This window comes from Paractinoplanes polyasparticus (assembly GCF_019710575.1).
Lineage (GTDB): Bacteria > Actinomycetota > Actinomycetes > Mycobacteriales > Micromonosporaceae > Actinoplanes > Actinoplanes polyasparticus.
This window is the reverse complement of record NZ_JAHWFK010000055.1, coordinates 1-20,271: the sequence shown is the minus strand read 5'-3', so window position 1 is coordinate 20,271 and position 20,271 is coordinate 1. Positions and strand designations below refer to the sequence as shown.

At 69.3% G+C, this 20,271-nt stretch carries 20 protein-coding genes and 1 pseudogene; 11 read left to right on the top strand and 10 right to left on the bottom strand.

Annotated features, from left to right (window positions below):
* Positions 1–28 precede the first annotated feature (28 nt).
* The 3 genes from uvrB to KXC43_RS41915 all read left to right on the top strand — a co-directional run bounded on the left by uvrB (position 29) and on the right by KXC43_RS41915 (position 4,399).
* On the top strand, positions 29–2,149 hold the full coding sequence (gene uvrB / locus KXC43_RS41925) for an excinuclease ABC subunit UvrB (protein WP_221381838.1): 2,121 nt from the start codon (positions 29–31) through the stop codon (positions 2,147–2,149).
* Between the two features lie 209 nt (positions 2,150–2,358).
* Positions 2,359–3,546: a GNAT family N-acetyltransferase gene (locus tag KXC43_RS41920; protein ID WP_221381837.1), complete on the top strand. Its 1,188-nt coding sequence runs from the start codon at positions 2,359–2,361 to the stop codon at positions 3,544–3,546.
* A gap of 124 nt (positions 3,547–3,670) precedes the next feature.
* Positions 3,671–4,399: a VOC family protein gene (locus KXC43_RS41915; protein ID WP_221381836.1), complete on the top strand. Its 729-nt coding sequence runs from the start codon at positions 3,671–3,673 to the stop codon at positions 4,397–4,399.
* A 9-nt stretch (positions 4,400–4,408) separates the two neighbouring features.
* Here KXC43_RS41915 and KXC43_RS41910 read toward each other — a convergent pair whose 3' ends face one another.
* Complete coding sequence (locus tag KXC43_RS41910) at positions 4,409–4,741, bottom strand: antibiotic biosynthesis monooxygenase family protein (protein ID WP_221381835.1); 333 nt, start codon at positions 4,739–4,741, stop codon at positions 4,409–4,411.
* Positions 4,742–5,152: 411 nt separating this feature from the next.
* On the opposite strand from KXC43_RS41910, the gene KXC43_RS41905 reads away from it, so the two are divergent.
* Positions 5,153–6,148, top strand: a complete 996-nt coding sequence (locus tag KXC43_RS41905) for a TerC family protein (protein ID WP_221381849.1) — start codon at positions 5,153–5,155, stop codon at positions 6,146–6,148.
* A 434-nt stretch (positions 6,149–6,582) separates the two neighbouring features.
* Here KXC43_RS41905 and KXC43_RS51870 read toward each other — a convergent pair.
* The 4 genes and pseudogenes from KXC43_RS51870 to typA form a co-directional block, all read right to left on the bottom strand.
* Positions 6,583–6,921 (bottom strand): annotated as a pseudogene (locus KXC43_RS51870) (hypothetical protein); the annotation flags it as partial.
* A 311-nt stretch (positions 6,922–7,232) separates the two neighbouring features.
* Positions 7,233–7,487, bottom strand: coding sequence for a hypothetical protein (locus KXC43_RS51865; protein WP_308129507.1), 255 nt, complete (start codon positions 7,485–7,487; stop codon positions 7,233–7,235).
* A gap of 40 nt (positions 7,488–7,527) precedes the next feature.
* The gene (locus KXC43_RS51860; protein WP_255645753.1) at positions 7,528–7,650 is read right to left on the bottom strand and encodes a hypothetical protein; all 123 of its coding nucleotides are present in this window, start codon (positions 7,648–7,650) and stop codon (positions 7,528–7,530) included.
* 455 nt (positions 7,651–8,105) lie between these two features.
* A complete protein-coding gene (gene typA, locus KXC43_RS41895) occupies positions 8,106–9,974 on the bottom strand; it encodes a translational GTPase TypA (RefSeq protein ID WP_221381834.1) in 1,869 nt (622 codons plus the stop codon).
* 138 nt (positions 9,975–10,112) lie between these two features.
* Here typA and KXC43_RS41890 point away from each other — a divergent pair, with 138 nt between their 5' ends.
* Complete coding sequence (locus KXC43_RS41890; protein ID WP_221381833.1) at positions 10,113–10,922, top strand: lytic transglycosylase domain-containing protein; 810 nt, start codon at positions 10,113–10,115, stop codon at positions 10,920–10,922.
* Between the two features lie 147 nt (positions 10,923–11,069).
* Entirely contained in the window at positions 11,070–11,495 is a 426-nt protein-coding gene (locus tag KXC43_RS41885) for an uL11 family ribosomal protein (protein WP_221381832.1), read from the top strand.
* 40 nt (positions 11,496–11,535) lie between these two features.
* On the opposite strand, the gene KXC43_RS41880 is transcribed toward KXC43_RS41885, so the two are convergent.
* Together KXC43_RS41880 and KXC43_RS41875 are read right to left on the bottom strand one after the other, a co-directional pair.
* Complete coding sequence (locus KXC43_RS41880; RefSeq protein WP_251801123.1) at positions 11,536–12,135, bottom strand: ATP-dependent Clp protease proteolytic subunit; 600 nt, start codon at positions 12,133–12,135, stop codon at positions 11,536–11,538.
* A 105-nt stretch (positions 12,136–12,240) separates the two neighbouring features.
* A complete protein-coding gene (locus KXC43_RS41875; RefSeq protein WP_221381830.1) occupies positions 12,241–12,843 on the bottom strand; it encodes a TetR/AcrR family transcriptional regulator in 603 nt (200 codons plus the stop codon).
* Positions 12,844–12,935: 92 nt separating this feature from the next.
* Here KXC43_RS41875 and KXC43_RS41870 point away from each other — a divergent pair, with 92 nt between their 5' ends.
* The 5 genes from KXC43_RS41870 to KXC43_RS41850 all read left to right on the top strand — a co-directional run bounded on the left by KXC43_RS41870 (position 12,936) and on the right by KXC43_RS41850 (position 17,424).
* Complete coding sequence (locus KXC43_RS41870) at positions 12,936–14,057, top strand: epoxide hydrolase family protein (protein WP_255645748.1); 1,122 nt, start codon at positions 12,936–12,938, stop codon at positions 14,055–14,057.
* A 27-nt stretch (positions 14,058–14,084) separates the two neighbouring features.
* Positions 14,085–14,264: a hypothetical protein gene (locus KXC43_RS41865; RefSeq protein ID WP_221381829.1), complete on the top strand. Its 180-nt coding sequence runs from the start codon at positions 14,085–14,087 to the stop codon at positions 14,262–14,264.
* Positions 14,265–14,397: 133 nt separating this feature from the next.
* Complete coding sequence (locus KXC43_RS41860) at positions 14,398–15,132, top strand: GntR family transcriptional regulator (RefSeq protein ID WP_221381828.1); 735 nt, start codon at positions 14,398–14,400, stop codon at positions 15,130–15,132.
* Positions 15,133–15,158: 26 nt separating this feature from the next.
* Positions 15,159–16,691, top strand: a complete 1,533-nt coding sequence (locus tag KXC43_RS41855; protein ID WP_255645747.1) for an NCS1 family nucleobase:cation symporter-1 — start codon at positions 15,159–15,161, stop codon at positions 16,689–16,691.
* 1 nt (position 16,692) lies between these two features.
* Positions 16,693–17,424 carry an aspartate/glutamate racemase family protein gene (locus tag KXC43_RS41850; protein ID WP_221381827.1) on the top strand — a complete coding sequence of 244 codons (732 nt, stop codon included), beginning with the start codon at positions 16,693–16,695 and terminating at the stop codon, positions 17,422–17,424.
* On the opposite strand, the gene KXC43_RS41845 is transcribed toward KXC43_RS41850, so the two are convergent.
* From KXC43_RS41845 to KXC43_RS41835, 3 genes are read right to left on the bottom strand one after another with little or no spacing between them, the layout of a single operon-like run.
* On the bottom strand, positions 17,405–18,853 hold the full coding sequence (locus KXC43_RS41845; protein ID WP_221381826.1) for a GGDEF domain-containing protein: 1,449 nt from the start codon (positions 18,851–18,853) through the stop codon (positions 17,405–17,407). The genes KXC43_RS41850 and KXC43_RS41845 overlap by 20 nt on opposite strands.
* 39 nt (positions 18,854–18,892) lie before the next feature.
* Positions 18,893–19,540 (bottom strand): MBL fold metallo-hydrolase, encoded by a 648-nt coding sequence (locus tag KXC43_RS41840; RefSeq protein WP_221381825.1) that lies wholly within the window; start codon positions 19,538–19,540, stop codon positions 18,893–18,895.
* Complete coding sequence (locus KXC43_RS41835; RefSeq protein WP_221381846.1) at positions 19,540–20,244, bottom strand: maleylpyruvate isomerase family mycothiol-dependent enzyme; 705 nt, start codon at positions 20,242–20,244, stop codon at positions 19,540–19,542. Before KXC43_RS41835 ends, KXC43_RS41840 begins: the two co-directional genes overlap by 1 nt.
* Positions 20,245–20,271 lie beyond the last annotated feature (27 nt).

Here is a 20,271-nt window from a genome sequence, read left to right as displayed (position 1 = left end):
GTCATACCCCCGACGTACGGTAGGTCCCATGGCGCTCGACTTTCCACGACTCGACGGCCGCTTCGAGGTCGTCAGCGAATTCCAGCCGGCCGGTGACCAGCCGGCCGCCATCGCCGAGCTCGAGCGGCGCGTCCGGCGCGGCGACCGCAACACGGTGCTGCTCGGCGCGACCGGCACGGGCAAGAGTGCCACCACGGCCTGGCTGATCGAGAAGCTGCAGCGGCCGGCCCTCGTGCTGGCCCCCAACAAGACGCTCTGCGCCCAGCTCGCCAAGGAGTTTCGCGAGCTGCTGCCCAACAACGCCGTCGAATACTTCGTCAGCTACTACGACTACTACCAGCCCGAGGCCTACATCGCGCAGACCGACACCTACATCGAGAAGGACTCGTCGGTCAACGAAGAGGTCGAACGGCTGCGCCACTCGGCCACGATGTCGCTGCTCACCCGGCGCGACACGATCGTGGTCGCGACCGTCAGCGCGATCTACGGCCTGGGCACCCCGCAGGAATACCTCGACCGTTCCGTCGGGCTCAAGGTCGGCGAAGAGGTCGACCGCGACAAGCTGCTGCGACGCCTGGTCGACATCCAGTACTCGCGCAACGACATGGCCTTCCAGCGCGGCACGTTCCGCGTGCGGGGCGACACGCTCGAGATCATTCCGGCCTACGAAGAGCTGGCCGTCCGCATCGAGCTCTTCGGTGACGAGATCGAAAAGCTCTACTACCTGCATCCGCTCACCGGCGAGGTCGTCCGCGAGGTCGAGCACCTGGTGATCTTCCCGGCGTCGCACTACGTGGCCGGCCCCGAGCGGATGGAACGGGCGATCCACCAGATCGAGGCCGAGCTGGAGGAGCGGCTGGCCGAGCTGGAGCGGCAGGGCAAGCTGCTCGAGGCCCAGCGGCTACGCATGCGCACGTCCTACGACGTCGAGATGATGCGGCAGGTCGGCTTCTGCAACGGCATCGAGAACTACTCGATGCACATGGACGGGCGCTCGCCCGGCGAGCCGTCGTACACCCTGCTCGACTACTTCCCCGACGACTACATCACCGTCATCGACGAGTCCCATGTGACGATCCCGCAGATCGGCGGCATGTACGAGGGCGACGCCTCCCGCAAGCGCATCCTCATCGAGCACGGCTTCCGGCTGCCCAGCGCGGCCGACAACCGCCCGTTGCGCTTCGACGAGTTCCTCGAGCGGGTCGGCCAGTCGGTCTACCTCTCCGCCACCCCCGGCCCGTGGGAGATGCAGCAGGCCCAGGGCGAGTACGTCGAGCAGGTGATCCGTCCGACCGGTCTGGTCGACCCCCAGGTGGTGGTCAAGCCGACCAAGGGCCAGATCGACGACCTGATGCACGAGATCAAGCTCCGCACCGAGCGCGACGAGCGGGTGCTGGTGACCACCCTCACCAAGAAGATGTCGGAAGACCTCACCGACTACCTGCTCGAGAACGGCATCCGGGTGCGCTACCTGCACTCCGAGGTCGACACCCTCCGCCGGGTCGAGCTGCTCAAAGAGCTGCGCAAGGGCGACTACGACGTGCTCGTCGGCATCAACCTGCTGCGCGAGGGCCTCGACCTGCCCGAGGTGTCGCTGGTGGCGATCCTCGACGCCGACAAGGAGGGCTTCCTGCGCTCGGGCCGGTCGCTGATCCAGACGATCGGCCGCGCCGCCCGTAACGTCTCGGGCGAGGTCCACATGTACGCCGACAAGATGACCCCGTCGATGCGCGACGCGATCGACGAGACCAACCGCCGGCGCGACAAGCAGATCGCCCACAACGAGGCCAACGGCATCGTCCCGCAGGCGCTGCGCAAGCGGATCCACGACATCCTCGACGACATCTACCGCGAGGCCGAGGACACCGACGCCCAGGTCTCCCCGATGGTCGGCGGTGGCGGCCGGCAGATCTCACGCGGTAAGGCCCCAGTGCCCGAGACCAGGTCCAAGGGCCGCAGTCCGGCGCCGGCCGGCCCGGCCCGCGAGGGCATGGCGCGGGCCGAGCTGGCTCAGCTCATCCAAGACCTCAACGAGCAGATGCTCGGGGCGGCGCGCGAGCTGCAGTTCGAGCTGGCAGCCCGCATCCGCGACGAGATGGGCGAGCTCAAGAAGGAGCTGCGTGGCATGGACGCGGCAGGGGTGAAATAACGCCGGCCCGCCGATCGCGCCGGCCGGCGGCGCCGTCGGACCCGCACGGAGTCGGCCGGTGAGGTTCTTTGGGCGTGTCTGCCGGATCGGGCTGTCCGGCCGGCCCGGGGACTGGCCGACGATGTCTGGAGGCGTAACGGCTGGAGCGCGCTCGGGCTGTGGCATGGCCCAGCCCGAGTGATCCACCAGATACGCCCTACTCTGACCGGATGACTGCGACCGGCCGGACAACGTGGACCGAGCTGACCGGCTTGCCGGCGGAACTCCTCGCGCTCGCTGAACGGTGCTACGCGGCCGACGACGGCCTGCCCCTGGCGATCGACCCCGGCTTCCTGGGGCGGCGCTGGGCGGCCGACGGAGGGTCGGCCTTCGGGCTGACCGCTGCCGACGGCAGCCTGGTGGCGGCCGGGGCGGCTCGGCTGACGCCGGGCGGGCCGGCCTTCACCGGGCTGGTCGACCCGGCTGTGCGCGGCCGCGGGCTGGGCAGTGCCTTGCTCGACCACGGACTGACGCTGGCCTCCGAGTTGGCGAAGAACGCTGCCCCCGCCGCTCGTTCGGGAAGGCACGCGGCCGGCAGTGAGATCTCGGGTAGGCATGCCGCCGATAGTGAGGTCTTGGGCGAGCGTGCGGCTGGCAGTGAGGTCTTGGGGAAGCGTGCGGCTGGCAGTGAGGTCTTGGGGAAGCGTGCGGCTGGTAGCGAGGTCTTGGGGGAGCATGCGGCTGGCAGCGAGGTCTCCGCGGAGCATGCATCCGACAACGGACCGTCGGGTGAGCATGCTGCCGGTAGCGGCGCGGCGGGCGAGCAGGCTGGCGGCAGCTGGGCTTCGGGGAAGTATGCCGACGTCACGGTGGAGACCGAGACACTGACCGACGACGCGGCGGCGCTGTTCGAGGCGCGCGGGCTGCGGCAGGTCTTCGCCGAGCAGGTGACGCGGATCGAGCTCGACGACTCGCTGCCGCGGGCGGAGGCCTGGCCGGCGGGTGTCACCGTCGTCAGCTGGACCGGGGCGGTCGCGCCGCGGTTCCACGCGACGTATCACGCCTCGTTCTCGGACCGGCCGGGTTTTCCGGGCGACCCGGCCGAGGAATGGATCGCCGAGAACGAGGACGACGACGACTTCCGGCCGGAGTGCTCGTTGCTGGTCACGCTGCCCGACCTGGGCGACGCCGGCTTCATCATCGCGGCCCACGACTGGGTGGTCCAGGTCGGCGTGGTGCCGCCCGCCCGGCGGCGGGGACTGGCCGCGGCCCTGATCCTCGACTCGCTGTCGCGCATGCGAGCCGCCGGCGACACCCAGGCGTGGCTGACCGTCAACGTCAACAATCCGGGCGCGGCCGCCCTCTACCGCCGCCTCGGCTTCACCGACCGCGGCCGCCGGGCCCGCTACCAGCCCTGATCGTCCCGGCCCCGGCGGTGATGCTTCCCGGGCTGTGGGCCGGGCCGGCGGGAGGTATCAGCGGCCGATGGCAGGGTATGCGAGCCGTCGTGTTGTCCGTGCGCGCGGTGGGGGCGGTGTGGTGATGATTCGATGGGTGGACGCGTTCCTCGATCGGCCGGCTGATCGGCTCGACGCGGCCGTCACCTTCTGGGCCTCGGTGACGAGTTCGGATCCGGCGCCGCAGAAGGATCCGGGGTTCGTGCGGCTGCGCACCGCCGCCGGGGACGACTGGCTCGAGATCCAAGGCGTGCGTGAGGGTGCGGGCGGCCACCACCCCGACCTCTGGGTGGAGGATCTGGCCGGCTTCAACGGCCGGGCGCTCGCGGCGGGGGCGACGATGCTGGTCGACCACGGCGGATGGCAGACGCTGCGGTCACCCGCGGGGCTGGAGTTCTGCACGGCCGAGTGGCGCGGTCAACACGTACGGCCGAGGCCCTTGAACGGGCCCGGCGGGGTGACCCTGCGGCCGCACCAGCTCTGCTTCGACCTGTCGCCGTCGGTCTATGACGACGAGGTGCGCTTCTGGCAGACGCTCACCGGGTGGCGCCTCGACGAGGGTGTGCGGGTTGACGAGTTCGTCCGGTTGCAGCCGGAGCCGCCCGTTCCCGTGCGGTTCCTGTTGCAGCGCCTCGGTGAGGAACGGGCGGCGTCGGTGCACCTGGACGTGTCGTGCTCCGACATCCCCGCCGCGCGCCGGTGGCACGAATCGCTGGGCGCGACCTTCCTCGGCGAGTGGCCGAACTGGACGACCTTCCGCGATCCGGCCGTCGGCGTCTACTGCCTGACCAAGGGTGACCCGGCCGAGGACTGAGGGGTCGCGCTACTGCGGCAAGAAGTCGTGGTCGGGGCCGGGGCGGTCGCCGGCCGGGACGTCCAGGAAGTGCTCGACCAGGGGCGGCTTGGCGAAGAACTCGCCGATGAAGCCGCGCCACTGGGGGAAGCGTTCGCTGTTGCGGAAGTTCTCGAGGTGGGCCTCGACGCTGTCCCACTCGACCAGCAGCACGAAGCGGGACGCGGACTCGACGCCGCGGGTCATCCGCACCGAGCGGCAGCCGGGCGTGCTCGCCAGAATCGGGTGGGCGATCTTGTATGCGGCGGCGAACGCCTCTTCCGCACCGGGGAGAATGTCGATCAACGCGACCTCGAGAACCATGAACCGCAGCCTGCCACACACCCTCTCGAGCTAGGTTCCTAGGACGATCCAGCGGGAGTATAGAGAGGCCAGGAGCGCGAGTGAACTCCAGGGACAGCAGTGGTCTCCGGTTGTCCGGGGTAACGTGGAGGTGGCCACCCTGGGGCTTACCGCAGGATGACACTCGACACGGTTTGCCGGGTGGCCCTGCCGTTGTGCCGTTCCATGAGTCACAATGGCTGCCGTAGGAGGGGAGTATTCCTTCGTGCCGGTCTCGTCAACACGGAGCGTCCAACCCCCTGAGGGGCGCGCCCGGGGCCGGTGGTCGCCGAAAGGCGGCGGAAGAGACCTCCGACAGTCGCACGACGCTGTTCCCGCCGCTCCCGGTGCGGGCGCAGCCTCGGACCGTGTCTGCCGGAGGCTTTGTTGAATATTTCTGCCTGGGTATGGATCGTCACTCTGGTCGCGGTCCTCGCGGTCCTCGCGGTCGACCTGCTGATCGTCGGCCGTCGACCGCACGAGCCCTCGATGAAGGAGTCGGGCGGCTGGGTCGCCTTCTACGTGGCGCTCGCCCTGGCCTTCGGCGCCGGCATCTGGATCTTCGCCGGCGGGCAACCCGCGGCCGAGTTCTACACCGGCTGGCTCACCGAGTACTCGCTGAGCGTCGACAACCTCTTCATCTTCATGATCATCATGGCCCGGTTCGCCGTGCCGCGGCAGCTTCAGCAGAAGGTGCTGCTTATCGGCATCGTGCTGGCGCTGCTCATGCGCGGCGCGTTCATCGCGGCCGGCGCGGCGCTGATCTCGCAGTTCTCCTGGGTCTTCTACATCTTCGGCGTGTTCCTCGTCTACACGGCGATCTCCCTGCTCAAGGAGGGGGAGAACGACGAGGACGACTTCAAGGAGAACGTGCTGATCCGCTGGGCCAAGCGCGCCCTGCCCGTCTCGTCGACGTTCGGTGACGGCCGGATGATGACCGTGACCGACACCGGCAAGCGGCTCTTCACGCCGATGCTCATCGTCATGATCGCGATCGGCACCACCGACCTGCTGTTCGCGCTCGACTCGATCCCGGCGATCTTCGGCATCACCAAGGAGCCGTACCTCGTCTTCACGGCCAACGTCTTCGCGCTGATGGGCCTGCGCCAGCTGTTCTTCCTGCTCGGCGGCCTGCTCGAGCGGCTCGTCTACCTCAACTACGGCCTGTCGGCGGTGCTCGCCTTCATTGGCGTGAAGCTCTTCCTCGAGGCGCTGCACACCAACACCATCCCGTTCATCAACGGCGGCCACGGGGTGCACTGGGCGCCGGAGATCCCGATCTGGCTGTCCCTGCTGATCATCATCGGCACATTGGGCATTGCCACCGCGGCCAGCCTGATCAAATCCTCGCGCGACGCCAAGAAAGAGCTGGCGGGCGTAAACCACTAGAGCAACACGACGCCAGGAAGAGCCAGCGGGTTCCGAACCAAGGCAAAGGCCACGACGCCAGGAAGAGCCAGCAGGTTCCAAACCAAGGCAAAGGCCACGACGCCAAGAAGAGCCAGCAACTTCCAAACCAAGGCAAAGGCCATGTCGTAGCGGGGTGGGCGGTACAGACCGCTGCTCCCGCCGAGGGCCCGGGCAGGGCGAGCTGGGCGCTGGCGCGCCCAAAGCGCTCGCCCTCCCCGGGCGGCCTGCGTGAGCGGTCACGCTCGAAAACCAATCAACCCCTCAGGCCGCATGGCTTGAGGGGTTGATCTTTGCAGTTGGGCGTTACCCATCACTCACGTCGCCGTGGTGGGATGAGCGCTCTGGGCGCGCCAGCGCCCTGCTCTTCCCACCACGGCCCTCGGCGGGAGCAGCGGTCTGTACCGCCCACCCCGCTACGACATTCGCCCGCCTCGGCGGGAGTGCCCTGTGTCAACCAGTGGGTTGTGGATTCTTCTGGAGCAGGGTTTGAGGGCTTGATGCTGGGCGGGGTCGTAGGCGGTGCCGGTGGTCCAGCATTTCCAGATCACGCCGAGCCAGGCGCGGGCGAGGATGCGGATGGCGTGGTTGTGTTTCTTGCCGCGAGCGCGGGCTTGTGCGTAGAGGTCGGCAGCCCACGGGTTCGCGCGGCGGCTACCGTCGGCGAAGTCGCAGACCGCGGCGCGCAGGTGTTTGTCGACGGCCCACCGGAACGCGACGATGCGGGTCTGGCCGGACTGCCGCGTGGAGGGGGTGACCCCCGGCCAGTCCGGCCGCGGGCGTCGCCGATCTCGGCGTGCAGCCGGGCCGCGCGGACCGTGCCGAGCGGGGCAGACTGGTCAACAGCGGCCCGTCCGGATGGGTGTGCAGGGCACCGGCGATTTGATCCTCGAGCACGTCGATCTGGCTCATGACGGCGTACAACGCGTTCAGATGGGCGATGGGGACCGTGGCCAGGGCGTGACCGGCCGGCCCGCCGGCTCCGGGCGGCGCCTGCCGCAGATCGGCCAGCAGCCGGGCGGCGGGTTTGCTGGTGTAGCGGTGCATTTTCCACCACTGGCTGAGCTCAACCTCGGTCAGCGCGTCGAGGGCGTCCTGGGGTGCCGTAGTCGGCGATGAACGCCCGCGAGACCGGCGAGTCCAGTCCGCTGAACAATCCCGCGGCCGCCGGCGTAACGGCCAGCAGATGTGCCCGCAACTGGTTACTGATCGCCAGGCGATGCCCGAGCAGATCCAGCCGGGCTCGCACCAACGCCCGCAAACCTTGCGTGAGCGCACTGTCGGGCTCCAACGGTGTCAACCGGCGCCCATCAGTGCGCACCGTATCGGCCGGCACGAACGCATCACAACGGTCGTCCTTGTCACCCGCCGACCCCGTACCGGCCACGCAAGCTCTTGACGCGGGCCGGGGCAATCACGAACACCGTCAGCCCCGCCTCGAGCAACGCGCTGACCACCACCGCATCGGGGCGTTCGATGCCCACCCCGGTCGCCGCTTACCGCTGCAACAGCCCGACCAGCCGGGCAACCCCGGCCTTGCTGTGAGCACATGTTGCCCGCTCGACGATCTCACCGTCACCGTCGATCACACAGACGGCATGATCAGCATTTTCCCAGTCGACACCCGCGACCAGAACTCGCGTCGGCCCGGCCGGCTCGGGCACACACATAGCTGCTTGACCTGGCCGCTCGTGTCAGCTGGACAAGCAACTGGCGCGTCCCGGGACATCACTGCCGGACGCTCGTTGAGAGGCGCTCGACGGCGCAGTAGCCCTGTCGCCAGTCGGGATGCCCGGACCGCCAGACCCCCGCAAGCCCTTGAACGGTGGGCGGTGAACCCAGCGAATTCAGGTGCTGCCCCGGCCCTGACGGGCGGGGCAGCACCAATGGTTCAGCAACGAGCGACGGTCCGTACCGCCCGTCCCGCTACGTTGCGGGACTACTGCTGGTGCTTGCGGCGGGCGGCGGCCCGGCCACGGGTCTGCTGGTCGAGCACGACCTTGCGGATGCGCACCGCGGCCGGGGTGACCTCGACGCATTCGTCCTCGCGGCAGAACTCGAGCGCCTGCTCCAGCGAGAGCTTGCGCGGCGGGATCAGCCGCTCGGTGTTGTCGGCGGCCGCGGCCCGCATGTTGGTGAGCTTCTTCTCCTTGGTGATGTTGACGTCCATGTCGTCCTCGCGGGAGTTCTCGCCGACGATCATGCCCTCGTACACCTCGGTGGCCGGCTCGACGAACAGCTGGCCGCGCTCCTGCAGGTTGATCATGGCGAACCCGGTGACCGCGCCGGCCCGGTCGGCCACCATCGAGCCGTTGCTGCGTGTGCGCAGCTCGCCGAACCACGGCTCGTAGTCCTCGAACAGGTGGTGCATGATGCCGGTGCCGCGGGTCTCGGTGAGGAACTCGGTGCGGAAGCCGATCAGGCCGCGCGCCGGGACCAGCCACTCCATGCGCAGCCAGCCGGTGCCGTGGTTGATCAGTTCTTCCATCCGGCCCTTGCGGGTGGACAGCAACTGGGTGATGGCGCCCATGTATTCGTCGGGGGCGTCGATCGTCAGGCGCTCGACCGGCTCGTGGACCTTGCCGTCGATGGTCTTGGTGACCACCTGGGGCTTGCCCACGGTGAGCTCGTAGCCCTCGCGGCGCATCTGCTCGACCAGGATGGCCAGCGCGAGCTCGCCACGGCCCTGGACCTCCCAGGCGTCCGGACGCTCGGTGTTGAGGATGCGCAGCGAGACGTTGCCGATCAGCTCACGGTCGAGGCGGTCCTTGACCATGCGGGCCGTGACCTTGGCCCCCTTGACCTTGCCGACCAGCGGCGACGTGTTGGTGCCGAGGACCATCGAGATGGCCGGCTCGTCGACCGTGATCAGCGGAAGCGGGATCGGATTCTCCGCGTCGGCCAGGGTCTCGCCGATCATGATCTCGGCAATGCCGGCGACGGCCATGATGTCGCCCGGGCCGGCGCTCTCGGCCGGCTTGCGCTCGAGGCCCTCGGTGATCAGCAGTTCCGAGATGCGGACGTTGCTGATCGTGCCGTCGGTCTTGCACCAGGCCACGGTCTGGCCCTTGCGGATCGTGCCCTCGTGCACCCGGCACAGCGCGAGGCGGCCGAGGAAGTTGGAGGCGTCGAGGTTGACGACGTGCGCCTGCAGCGGCGCGCCCTCGGTGTAGGTCGGCGCGGGAATGGTCTCGAGGATGGTGTTGAACAGCACCTCGAGGTCGGTCGCGTCCTCGGGGACGGTGCCGTCCTTGGGCTGGTTGAGCGAGGCGATGCCGTCGCGGGCGCACGCGTAGACGATCGGGAACTCGATCTGGTGCTCGTCGGCGTCGAGGTCGAGGAAGAGCTCGTACGTCTCGTCGACGACCTCCTTGATCCGGGCGTCGGGACGGTCGACCTTGTTGATGATCAGGATGATCGGCAGCTTGGCGGCCAGCGCCTTGCGGAGCACGAATCGGGTCTGGGGCAGCGGGCCCTCGGACGCGTCGACGAGCAGGGCAACCCCGTCGACCATCGTGAGCCCGCGCTCGACCTCGCCGCCGAAGTCGGCGTGGCCGGGGGTGTCGATGATGTTGATGGTGACGGGCGCGTCGGCCCCGGTCGGCTGGTAGCTGATCGCCGTGTTCTTGGCGAGAATGGTGATGCCCTTTTCCCGCTCCAGGTCTCCGGAGTCCATGACGCGGTCGGCCATCTCGCCCCGTGCGTGGGACTGGCTCCCCTGGCGCAGCATGGCGTCGACCAGGGTGGTTTTGCCATGGTCGACGTGGGCGATGATGGCGACGTTGCGTAGGTCGGTGCGGGTCTGCATACCACCATTGTCCCCGGAGAAAGTTGCGGTCGCGGGTCGGGGTCGATCGACGTTTCAGTCCTCGTTTAAGGGTGCTGCGCCGGATCGGGACGAAGAGTTAGCGTCCGCCGGCAACAGGTGCTTACGGGGAGGAATGAGATGGCGCGAGGACTCAAGATAGGCGCGGCGGTTGTCGCGCTGGTCATAGCCGGCGGCTGCGGGCTGGTCCGCGGCAACGACGACGCGGCCGCGCCGGCCCCGGCTGCCACCGGGGAGAGCCTGGCGCCGAGCACGGAGCCGGAGCCGATCATCGAGGTGGAGCCGCCGACGCCCTCGCCCGTCGCGACGTCGGAGAAGCCGTCGAAGAAGCCGTCGAAGAGGGCCACGACCAGGGCCGCCGAGCCGACCCAGCCCGCGTTCTGGAGCGAGTTGCCGGCCTGTGCGCACTACGACAAGACGAAGCCGGTGCCCAAGAGGACGGTCAAGAAGGCGCTCCGGTCGGCCTCGTCGCGCATCTACTGGCGTACCGAAGCACCGACCTTGAAGTTGAACTATCCGCTGGTCAAGGCCATCGCGTGGCAGGAGAGCGGCTGGCAGACCAACATCCACAACTGTGACGGCGGTACGGGCGTCATGCAGGTCATGCCGGACACCGTGGACTTCATCAACAACCGGTTCGGCCTGGCCTACGACGCGAAGAACTACAAGGACAACGCGTATGCGGGCGCCAACTACATGGCCTGGTTCACGCGGTGGGCGGGGCAGAACTACTTCAACGAGAACTACAACCTGAGCCCGAGCAAGTGCAAGTCGCACACCTCGTGGTGCCTGCTGAACGTGGTCATCTCGGGCTACAACGCCGGTCAGGGCGGCATCGAGGCGGCGGCGCAGAGCAAGACTCTGCCCAACCCGCAGTACGTGGCGGCGGTGCGCTCGCTGATGAACCGGTGCGAGTGCGACCAGTTCTGACGGCCGAGATACACTGGGAGGCGGAACCCGAGACTCGCCGTTTTGACCGGTTCACCGGCCCGGTTGTAAGGTCTCGGGGTTGTCGTGTGTTGAAGAAGCTGGCGAGCTGCTCTAGCTTGTGCAGCTCACCTTAAGGAGCCTTACGCAATGCCGCCCAAGAAAAAGACTCATGAGGTAACCCTCGCACTTGAGGCGGGTAACGCCGCGATGGTCGACCTCGGCAAGATGCTTGGTCCGACCGGGGCCAACATGCGTGCGGTCAAGGTCGAGTACGACGAGGCGACGGCGAAGAACCGCGGCGAGATCATCCCGGTCATCGTCAGCGTCTTCGAGGACCGCAGCCACTCGCTGGCCTACAAGACGCCGCCCACCAGCTTCCTGATCCGCAAGGCTCTGGGCATCCAGTCGGGCGCGTCCAACCCGCTGACCCAGACCGTGGGCACGCTGAGCCAGACCCAGGTCAAGGAGATCGCCGAGCGCAAGCTCCCCGACCTCAACGCGAACGACATCGATGCCGCGATCCAGATCGTCGCCGGCACCGCCCGCTCCATGGGCGTGAAGCTCGCTTCCTGAACCACCTGAGAACGGGCCCCGGGTTTCCCGGGGCCCGTTTTCATGCCTTGCCGATGATCTCGTCGATCAGCCCGTACTCGAGGGCCTCCTGGGCGGTGAGGCCGCGCCCGGCCGACAGGTCGTCCTCGATCCGGCTGCGCGACTGCCCGGTGACCTCGACCAGCCGCAGCGTCACCTCTTCGAGTTCGCGCAGGTGCTGTCCGGCGGCCCGGGCGACCTCGTCGGCCGTGCCGGTGACGCCGGTGGACCGGGGCTCGTTGAGCTTGAACCGGGCGTGCCGGTAGGCGGCCCGGCGCTCGGCCGCGGCGAGCAGGGCGACCACGGCCCCGCCGACCTGCGAGGTGACCACCGCGTGCACGGGCGCGGCCATCGCATCGATCACGTCGATGATCGACAGCACGGCCCCGAGTTCGCCGGCCTGGCTGGCCAGGTGCAGTTGCACCGGCGCCGGCCCGGCCGAATCCAGGGTCAGCAGCGCGGCGGCCATCCCGGTGGCGGCCTCGGCCGTGAGCTGGCCCCGAACCAGCACGATTCGCTGGTCGAACAGCTTTTCCTCGAGCCAGCCGGGCATGGCCGGTTGCTGCCACGGTTCCGGCTGCTGGGGCTGGGGCTGACCCCAGCGCATCGGATCGTGCCGCATCTCCACCGCACACCTCCCGACGCCCGCCGATCAGAGCCGCGGGCACCTTCACCCTATCCAGCCCCATCGGTCCCGACGCTCCCTTCCGCTGAGGGCTGAGGGCCCTCAGGTCCGCCACCGCCAGTTGACCTCGGCCTCGGCCGGGGGAGGGCCGGGCAGGTCGCCCGGAGCGCGCAGCCCGTCGAGCAGCAGAGTCACGTAGCGCCGGCGCAGTTCGGTGGTGCGGCCGGCGTCGAGCACCCGGACCGCCGCGCACATGTCGAGCAGCACCGTCATGTCGGCCGGCACGGCCCCCGGTCGCATGCGGCCGCGGGCACGCTGGAACAGCGCGTCGCCGAGTTCACTCGCCCGCATGGCGTCGGCGCTCATCTCGGCCGTGGGGGTGAACGTGCCGGCCAGGTGGACGGTCAGCGAGTGCACATCGGCCTCGACCACGCCCCGCAGGAACATCTCGAACGCCGCCCAGTCATCGGGTTCGCGCGCGGCCTGCTCGGCTTCGGCGATGAATCGGCGCAGCCCGTCGTGGCAGAGCGTGCGCAGCAGGTCCTCCTTGCCGGGGTAGCGCCGGTAGAGCGCGCTGATGCCGACGCCGGCGCGCTCGGCGACGGCCGCGATCGGCGCCCGGGCGTCGGCCAGGAACACCTCTCGCGCCGCGGCGAGGATCGCCTCACTGTTGCGGGCGGCTTCGCGCGCCCTGCCTGCCGTCATGGGCACAGATTACCTCTGGAACGGAACGTTCCGCTCTGCTATGTTCAAACGGAACGAAGTATTCCGTTCCGAACGGTAGACCGGGAGCCGACATGACCGAGATCCGCCCCTTCCGCATCGCCATCGACCAGACCGACGTCGACGACCTGCGCGATCGCCTCGCTCGCACACGCTGGGCCGGCGAGATCCCCGGCCAGGGCTGGCAGCGTGGCGTCCCGGTGGCGTACCTGCAAGAGCTCGCTCGTTACTGGGAGCGCGAGTTCGACTGGCGTGCCGCCGAGGCCCGGCTCAACGAGCTGCCCCAGTTCCTGACCGAGGTCGACGGCCAGACGCTGCACTTCGCGCACATCCGCTCGGCCAACCCCGACGCGGTCCCGCTGCTGATCAGCCACGACTGGCCCGGCTCGTTCGCCCTCTACCAGCCGGTCGTCGAGGCGCTCAGCCCCGACTTCCATCTCGTGCTGGCCAGCAACCCCGGGGTCGCTTTCTCCGGCCCGCTGACCTCGGCCGGCTGGTCTACGGGCCGCAGCGCCGCCGCGCTGGCCGAAATCATGAGCCGGCTGGGCTACGAGCGGTACGGCGTGCAGGGCAACGGCGGTGGCGCCGCCATCGCCGTCGAGGTCGGGCGTCAACAGCCCGGCCGGGTGATCGGCGTGCACGTCAACGGCCACATCACGTTCCCGTCGGGCGACCCGGCCGAGTTCGAGGGGCTCACCGAGGCCGAGCAGGGCCGGTTGGGCCGCCTCCAGGACTTCCGCGACGACAAGATGGGCTTCAACGCGATCCAGTCGACGCGCCCGCAGACGCTCGCCTACGGTCTGCACGACTCGCCGGTCGGCCAGCTGGCCTGGATCGTCGAGAAGTTCCAGGAGTGGACCGACCCGGCCGCCGCCCGGCCCGAGGACGCCGTCGACCGCGACCTGCTGCTCACCAACGTGAGCCTCTACTGGTTCACGGGCACGGCTGGCTCGTCGGCCAACCTGTATTACGAGATGGCGCACGACCCGTCGGCGTGGGCCCCGAAGGAGAAGTCGACGGTGCCGCTGGGGGTGGCCCTCGGGGTCACCGACATCACCGTGCGGCGGTTCGCCGAGCGGGACACCCCGGTCGCGCACTGGACGGAGCTGCCGGCCGGCGGCAACTTCCTCTCGGCCGAGCAGCCGAAGATGTTCGCCGACGACGTGCGCGCGTTCTTCGCCGGGCTGCCGCAGTAATTCCACAGTGGTTGGTCGCGCGGCACCGTGTGGGGTCACAGCCCCTGCGGGCAGCGGAAGGTCGACAACTTCTCGCCCAACGTGGTGACCAGCTGCAATCCGTCCTACCGCTACTGGGGCATCTCGGCCGGCAGGGTCGTCGCCCTGCCCAACGGCACGGTGGTCGGGCCGGCCAGCATCGCCACTCCGCGCTACGCGGTCTGCTGATTAATCGTCCGTGATCACAGCGGCAACTCTCCTCTGACGGGGGAGGGGGGTTGCCGCCGCCGGCGACCGGGTTTCCAGCGCGGCCGATCAGCACGGTAAAGGGCCTGTAACCGGTCAGGTCTAGAGTCCGGGCATGCCAGGTCCACGCCGCCGGTCGATCCTGATCTCGCGGCTGGCCGACCGGCCGCTGGGGCGCCCGCAGAACGTCATTCTCGACGAGCTGCGCGGCATCATCCTGGACGGGCAGGTGCCGCCGGGTTCCGCCATCCCGGTCGACGCGGTCGCGACCGCCTTCGGCGTGAGCCGGATCCCCGTACGCGAAGCCCTGATGACCTTGATCGGGGAGGGGCTCGTCGATCACCGGCCCAACGGCGGCTACCGCGTGGCCATGATGACCGCGCCGGAGTTCGCCGAGATCTATCTGGTGCGCGAGGCGCTGGAGACGGCCGGGCTGCGGGCAGCCGTCGAGCTGGCGTGCGCGGACGACGACGAACGGGCCCGGGCCGCGCACTCGGCCCTCGACGAGGCGATCCAGGCGTACGACGGAAGGCTCTACCACCGGGAGAGCCGGCGCTTCCACCTGGCGCTGATCCGGCCGTGCCGGATGCGGCGCCTGCTGCACATGCTCGACCTGGCCTGGAACCAGACCGAGCCGCTGCAGCCGATGTCGCATCTGGACAGCTCCGAACGCGAGCTGCTGCACGCCGATCACGCGGGCATGCTTGCCGCCTTCCGCGCGCGCGACGCCGACGCCCTGATCGCGGTGTTCGCGATCCACCACCATCGGCTGCAGGCCGCGATCGGGGCCTTGCCGCAGGACACCGGGCTGTTCGAGCCGGAAGATATACAGTTCCGCTCATCTATGTGAAACAGCCGATACCTAGCGTCACGGCTATGGCCGACATCACCACGAGCAAGCCCGAGGACCTGGTCGAAGCCGCCGGCATGCCGGTCGGCAGCGGCGTCATCAAACCCTCCTACGATCCGCGCCTGACCAACGAGGACCTGGCGCCCTTGCGGAAGCAGCACTGGGGCTCCTACAACATCTTCGCCTTCTGGATGTCCGATGTGCACAGCGTCGGCGGCTACGTGACCGCGGGCAGCCTGTTCGCGCTGGGCCTGTCGAGCTGGCAGGTGCTGGTGTCATTGGTGGTCGGCATCACCATCGTCTACTTCTTCTGCAACCTGGTCGCCAAGCCGAGCCAGGTCACCGGCGTGCCGTACCCGGTCATCAACCGAGCCGCGTTCGGGGTGCTCGGGGCGAACGTGCCGGCCATCATCCGCGGGGCGATCGCGGTCGCCTGGTACGGCATCCAGACCTACCTGGCCTCGGCCGCCCTCGACATCGTGGTTCTCAAGTTCTGGCCCGGTCTGGCCCCGTACGCCGATGTCGACCAGTACGGGTTCCTCGGCCTGCCGCTGCTCGGCTGGTGCACGTACGCGCTGCTCTGGGTCCTTCAGGCGGCCGTGTTCTGGACCGGCATGGAGACGATCCGCAAGTTCATCGACTTCTGCGGCCCGGCCGTCTACGTCGTCATGGTGCTGCTCTGCGGCTACCTGATCTACAAGGCGGGCTGGAGCGAGATCGACCTCAACCTGGGTGACGTGAAGTACCACGGCTGGGACGCGGTGCCGGTCATGCTGGGCGCCATCGCGCTCGTGGTGTCGTACTTCTCGGGCCCGATGCTCAACTTCGGTGACTTCTCGCGCTACGGCCGGTCGTTCAGCGCCGTGAAGAGGGGCAACCTGCTCGGCCTGCCGCTGAACTTCCTGTTCTTCGCGATCCTCGTGGTCGTCACCGCCTCGCTGACCCTGCCGGTCTTCGGCGAGCTGATCACCGATCCGGTCGAGACCGTGTCGCGCATCGACAGCACGTTCGCGATCGCCCTCGGCGCGCTGACTTTCACCATCGCCACCATCGGCATCAACATCGTCGCCAATTTCATCTCGCCGGCGTTCGACTTCTCCAACGTCAGCCCGCAACGGATCAGCTGGCGGGCCGGCGGCATGATCGCCGCGGTCGGCTCGGTGCTGTTGACTCCCTGGAACCTCTACAACAACCCGGATGTCATCCACTACACGCTCGAGACGCTGGGCGCCTTCATCGGCCCGCTGTTCGGCGTGCTGATCGCCGACTACTACCTGATCCGCCGCCAGCAGATCGACGTCGACGCGCTGTTCACGATGTCGCCCGAGGGCCGATACCACTACAAGAAGGGCTACAACCCGCCGGCGATCATCGCCACCGCGGTCGGCGCGGTCATCGCGATGGTGCCGGTGCTGTGGACCGGCGGGCCGGGCATGCGCACCACCGCGCAGTACAGCTGGTTCATCGGCATGGGCCTCGGCTTGGTGGTCTATCTGCTGCTGGCGGCCCGGTTCCGCGTCGCCGGGACGAGCGGCGTCGACCGGGTGCTCGAGGGCTGACATGCGGATCCGCGTCATCAACCCCAACACCACGGAGTCGATGACCGCGCTGATCGCGGCGAGTGCCCGGGCCGTCGCCGGTCCGGGCACCGTCGTCGAGGCGGTCACCCCGGCGATGGGGCCGGCGTCGATCGAGAGCCACTACGACGAGGCCCTGGCGGTCCCCGGCATCCTGCAGGCGATCGCTTCGGCGCCCGCGGCCGACGGTTTTGTGCTCGCCTGCTTCGGCGATCCCGGGCTCGACGCGGCCCGGGAGCTGGCGGCGGGTCCGGTGGTCGGCATCGCCGAGGCGGCGATGCACGCGGCCACGCTGGTCGGTCGCGGCTTCAGCGTGGTCACGACCCTTTCCCGTACGCGGGGGAGAGCGCACGATCTGGCCGGTCGCTACGTCGGCGCGGGCGCCTGCCGCGGGGTGCACGCCTGTGACATCCCGGTTCTGGACCTCGAGGACGACCCCGGCGTGCTCGATCGGGTGGTCGAGGTGGCCCGGGCCGCGCTCGACCGGGACGACTCCGACGTGATCGTGCTGGGCTGCGCGGGCATGGCCGACCTGTGCGCCCGGGCCTCGGCCGAGCTCGGTGTCCCGGTCATCGACGGGGTGGCGGCGGCCACCGTGCTGGTGCAGTCGCTGGTCACGCTGGGCGTGCGCACGTCGAAGCGCGGGGAGTACGCCCCGCCACCGGCCAAGCTGTACACCGGCCCGTTGACCGGGTTCACGAGAACGTCCGGCTGAGGCGGGCGCTCTTCTCGGCGTACATCGCGGCGTCGGCCACCGCCAGCAGGGCGTCCGCGTCGGGCTGGTCGAGATGGCCGGCCGCGGCCAGGCCGACGCTCACCCCGATCGGATAGAGATCGGTTCCCTGGCGTACGGGCTCCGCGGCCAGCCCGCGCAGGCGCTCGGCGAGCAGCCGAGCGTCCTGGTCGCCGTCCACGTCACCGGCGAGCACCACGAACTCGTCGCCGCCGAGGCGCGCGGCCACGTCGCCCGGGCGCAGAGCGGCCTCCAAGCGGCGGGCGAACTCGACCAGCACGGCATCCCCGGCCGCGTGCCCGTGCCGGTCGTTGACCTCCTTGAAGCCGTTGAGGTCGAGGTAGAACAGGACCGGGCCGAAGCCGTCGCCGCGTGGACCGGACAGCGTGTGTTCCAGCAGCGAGTGCAGCGTCGGCCGGTTGGCCAGGCCGGTGAGCTGGTCGTGCCCGGCCTGATGGGCCAGCGCGGCCCGGATGCGTTCCTGCTCGCGGACCACGAGGACGAAGCGCACCAGGACGAGCGTCGTCATCAGCACCACCGAGACGACGAGAGACACCCGGCTGAGCGTGGTCTCGAGACTGTGCAGCCCGGCCGTCGTCGGCAGCACCACCAGAGCGATACCCAGGAAGACGACCCGGGCGGGGTGCAGGCGCTGCTCCCGGGAGACCCGGTCGGCGATCCGGTCGGCGTCGCGGTGCACGACGGCGGCCACGAGCAGGCTGTTCGCCAGCAGCAGCACGCCGTCGAGGCGGTCGGTCTGGAGCGTCTCGGACAGCCCGGGGAACAGCTCCGGCAGCGTCGAGATACCGATGTCGCCGATCAGGGTCAGGGCGAGCGCGCCGACCAGGTAGGGCGTCGGGCCGCGCTTGGTGCCCGGCGTGAGCACGAGTATCGCGGTCGCGGCGAACAGCAGCACGTCGCCGAACGGATAGAACGCGGACACCACGATCTGGAGCGACAGCCGTTCGTGCTCGGCGGCCGGCAGGATGACGAACTGCCAGCACAGCCAGGCCATGACCGTGGCCATGACCAGGCCGTCGAGCATGCCCTCGCGCAGCCGGCCGGGAGCGCGCAACTGGGTCAGCCGGACCAGCCCGGCCGCCAGCAACGGGTAGCCGGCGATCCACAGCAGGTCGGATGGGGTAACCGTGTCGGTCTCTCCGAAGGTCCAGGTCAGGGCGTCGAAGAGCAGATCGCCGGTGAGCCAGACCGACAGCGCGGCCACGATGAACGCGTATCCCGAGCGGGTCGGGCCCCGCAGCGTGCGCAGCCGTAGCCAGGCCAGGGCGACCAGGGCCGCGAACACTGCCAGGTACGACCAGTGTGCCGCCGCGGTGCCCGGAGCTACTGCGGAAACTGCGCCGGCCGGCAGGGCAAACGTCGGCACCAGGAGGGCCGGCACACGTCTCATACCCTCCTCATCGGCACGGGCGAGCCGCGCTCAAGTCAACTACCAGCCGCGGTCGCGCCATTCGGCCAGATGGGGACGCTCTTTGCCGAGCGTCGAGTCGTTGCCGTGGCCCGGATAGAACCAGGTCTCGTCGGGCAGCCGGGTGAACAGCTTGAGCTCGACGTCGTTGAGCAGCGACTCGAAGTTCTCCCTGTTGCCACGCGTGTTGCCGACGCCACCGGGAAACAGGCTGTCGCCGGTGAACAGGTGGCCGACGCCGTTCGGGTCGTGGAAGAGCAGGGCGATCGAGCCGGGCGTGTGGCCGACCAGGTGGATCACCTCGAGGGCGTGCTCGCCGACCGCGATCAGGTCGCCCTCGCGCACGGTGCCGGTGATCACGGGGATCCCGTCCGCGTCGGCGGCGTGCGCCAGCGAGGCGGCGCCGGTGGCCTCGACCACCTCGGCCAGAGCCTGCCAATGGTCGCCGTGGCGGTGGGTGGTGACCACCGTCTCCAACCCGAACTCGCCGACCAGCTCGAGCAACGTCGTTGCGTCGTTGGCCGCGTCGATCAAAATCTGCTCGTCGCCGCTGCGCAGCAGGTAGGCGTTGTTGTCCATCTCGCCCACGGACACCTTGGTGATCGTCAAGGAGCCCAGGTCACGGACGGCGGGCGCACCGCCGCGCCGCACCTCTCCGGTGTACGCCATCACTTCCACCTCGTCGGGGTCGGGAGCTCACCGTCGGGCGAGACGGTGAGGTCGGCGCCGTCGCCCCGGCCGGTCAGCCAGGCCGCGATCGACTTGGTCGGGCCGCCGACCACCGGCGCGTCCGCCGCGTCGCCGATCGTCAGCACGTGCTCGATGCCATAGGGGCGCAGCTGCAGAGGGTGCGCGTCGGCGCCGGCCCCGGCGACGACCTCGCGCAGCAGCCGCAGCGCGAACGCGTCCGACCAGTCGGCCGGTGTGTACCCCAGTCCCAGGTCGACGTGGTGCACGGTCACCTCGCGCAACCTGGTCCACGGCACTGCCGCGGCCGACTGCCCCAGCCAGGGCAGGAAGACTGCCCACCCCTCGGCCGGCATGGCCGCCCCGGCGTCGGCGAAGCGCTCGTGCGCGGCGCGGATGTCCTCCAGCTGTTCGCGCAGCGGCCGGCCGGCGCCGTCGTTGATGCCGGCCTCGCGCTCCTCCGGTGACGCGTACGGCGGGGTCTCGACCCCGGTGCGGGCCGTGATCAGCAGATTCGTCAGGGCGTCGGCGTTGCGGGCCACGTGGGTCAGCACATGCCCGACCGTCCACCCGGGCAGCAGCGACGGCGAGCCGACAGCCGCCGGATCAAGGTCGGCCACCGTGCGCAGCAGGTCGTCGGTGGCTCGGTCAACGTCCGTGAGCAGGACGAGCGGATCCATGGTCATGACGGACTGCACCGAGCGAAGCGAGGG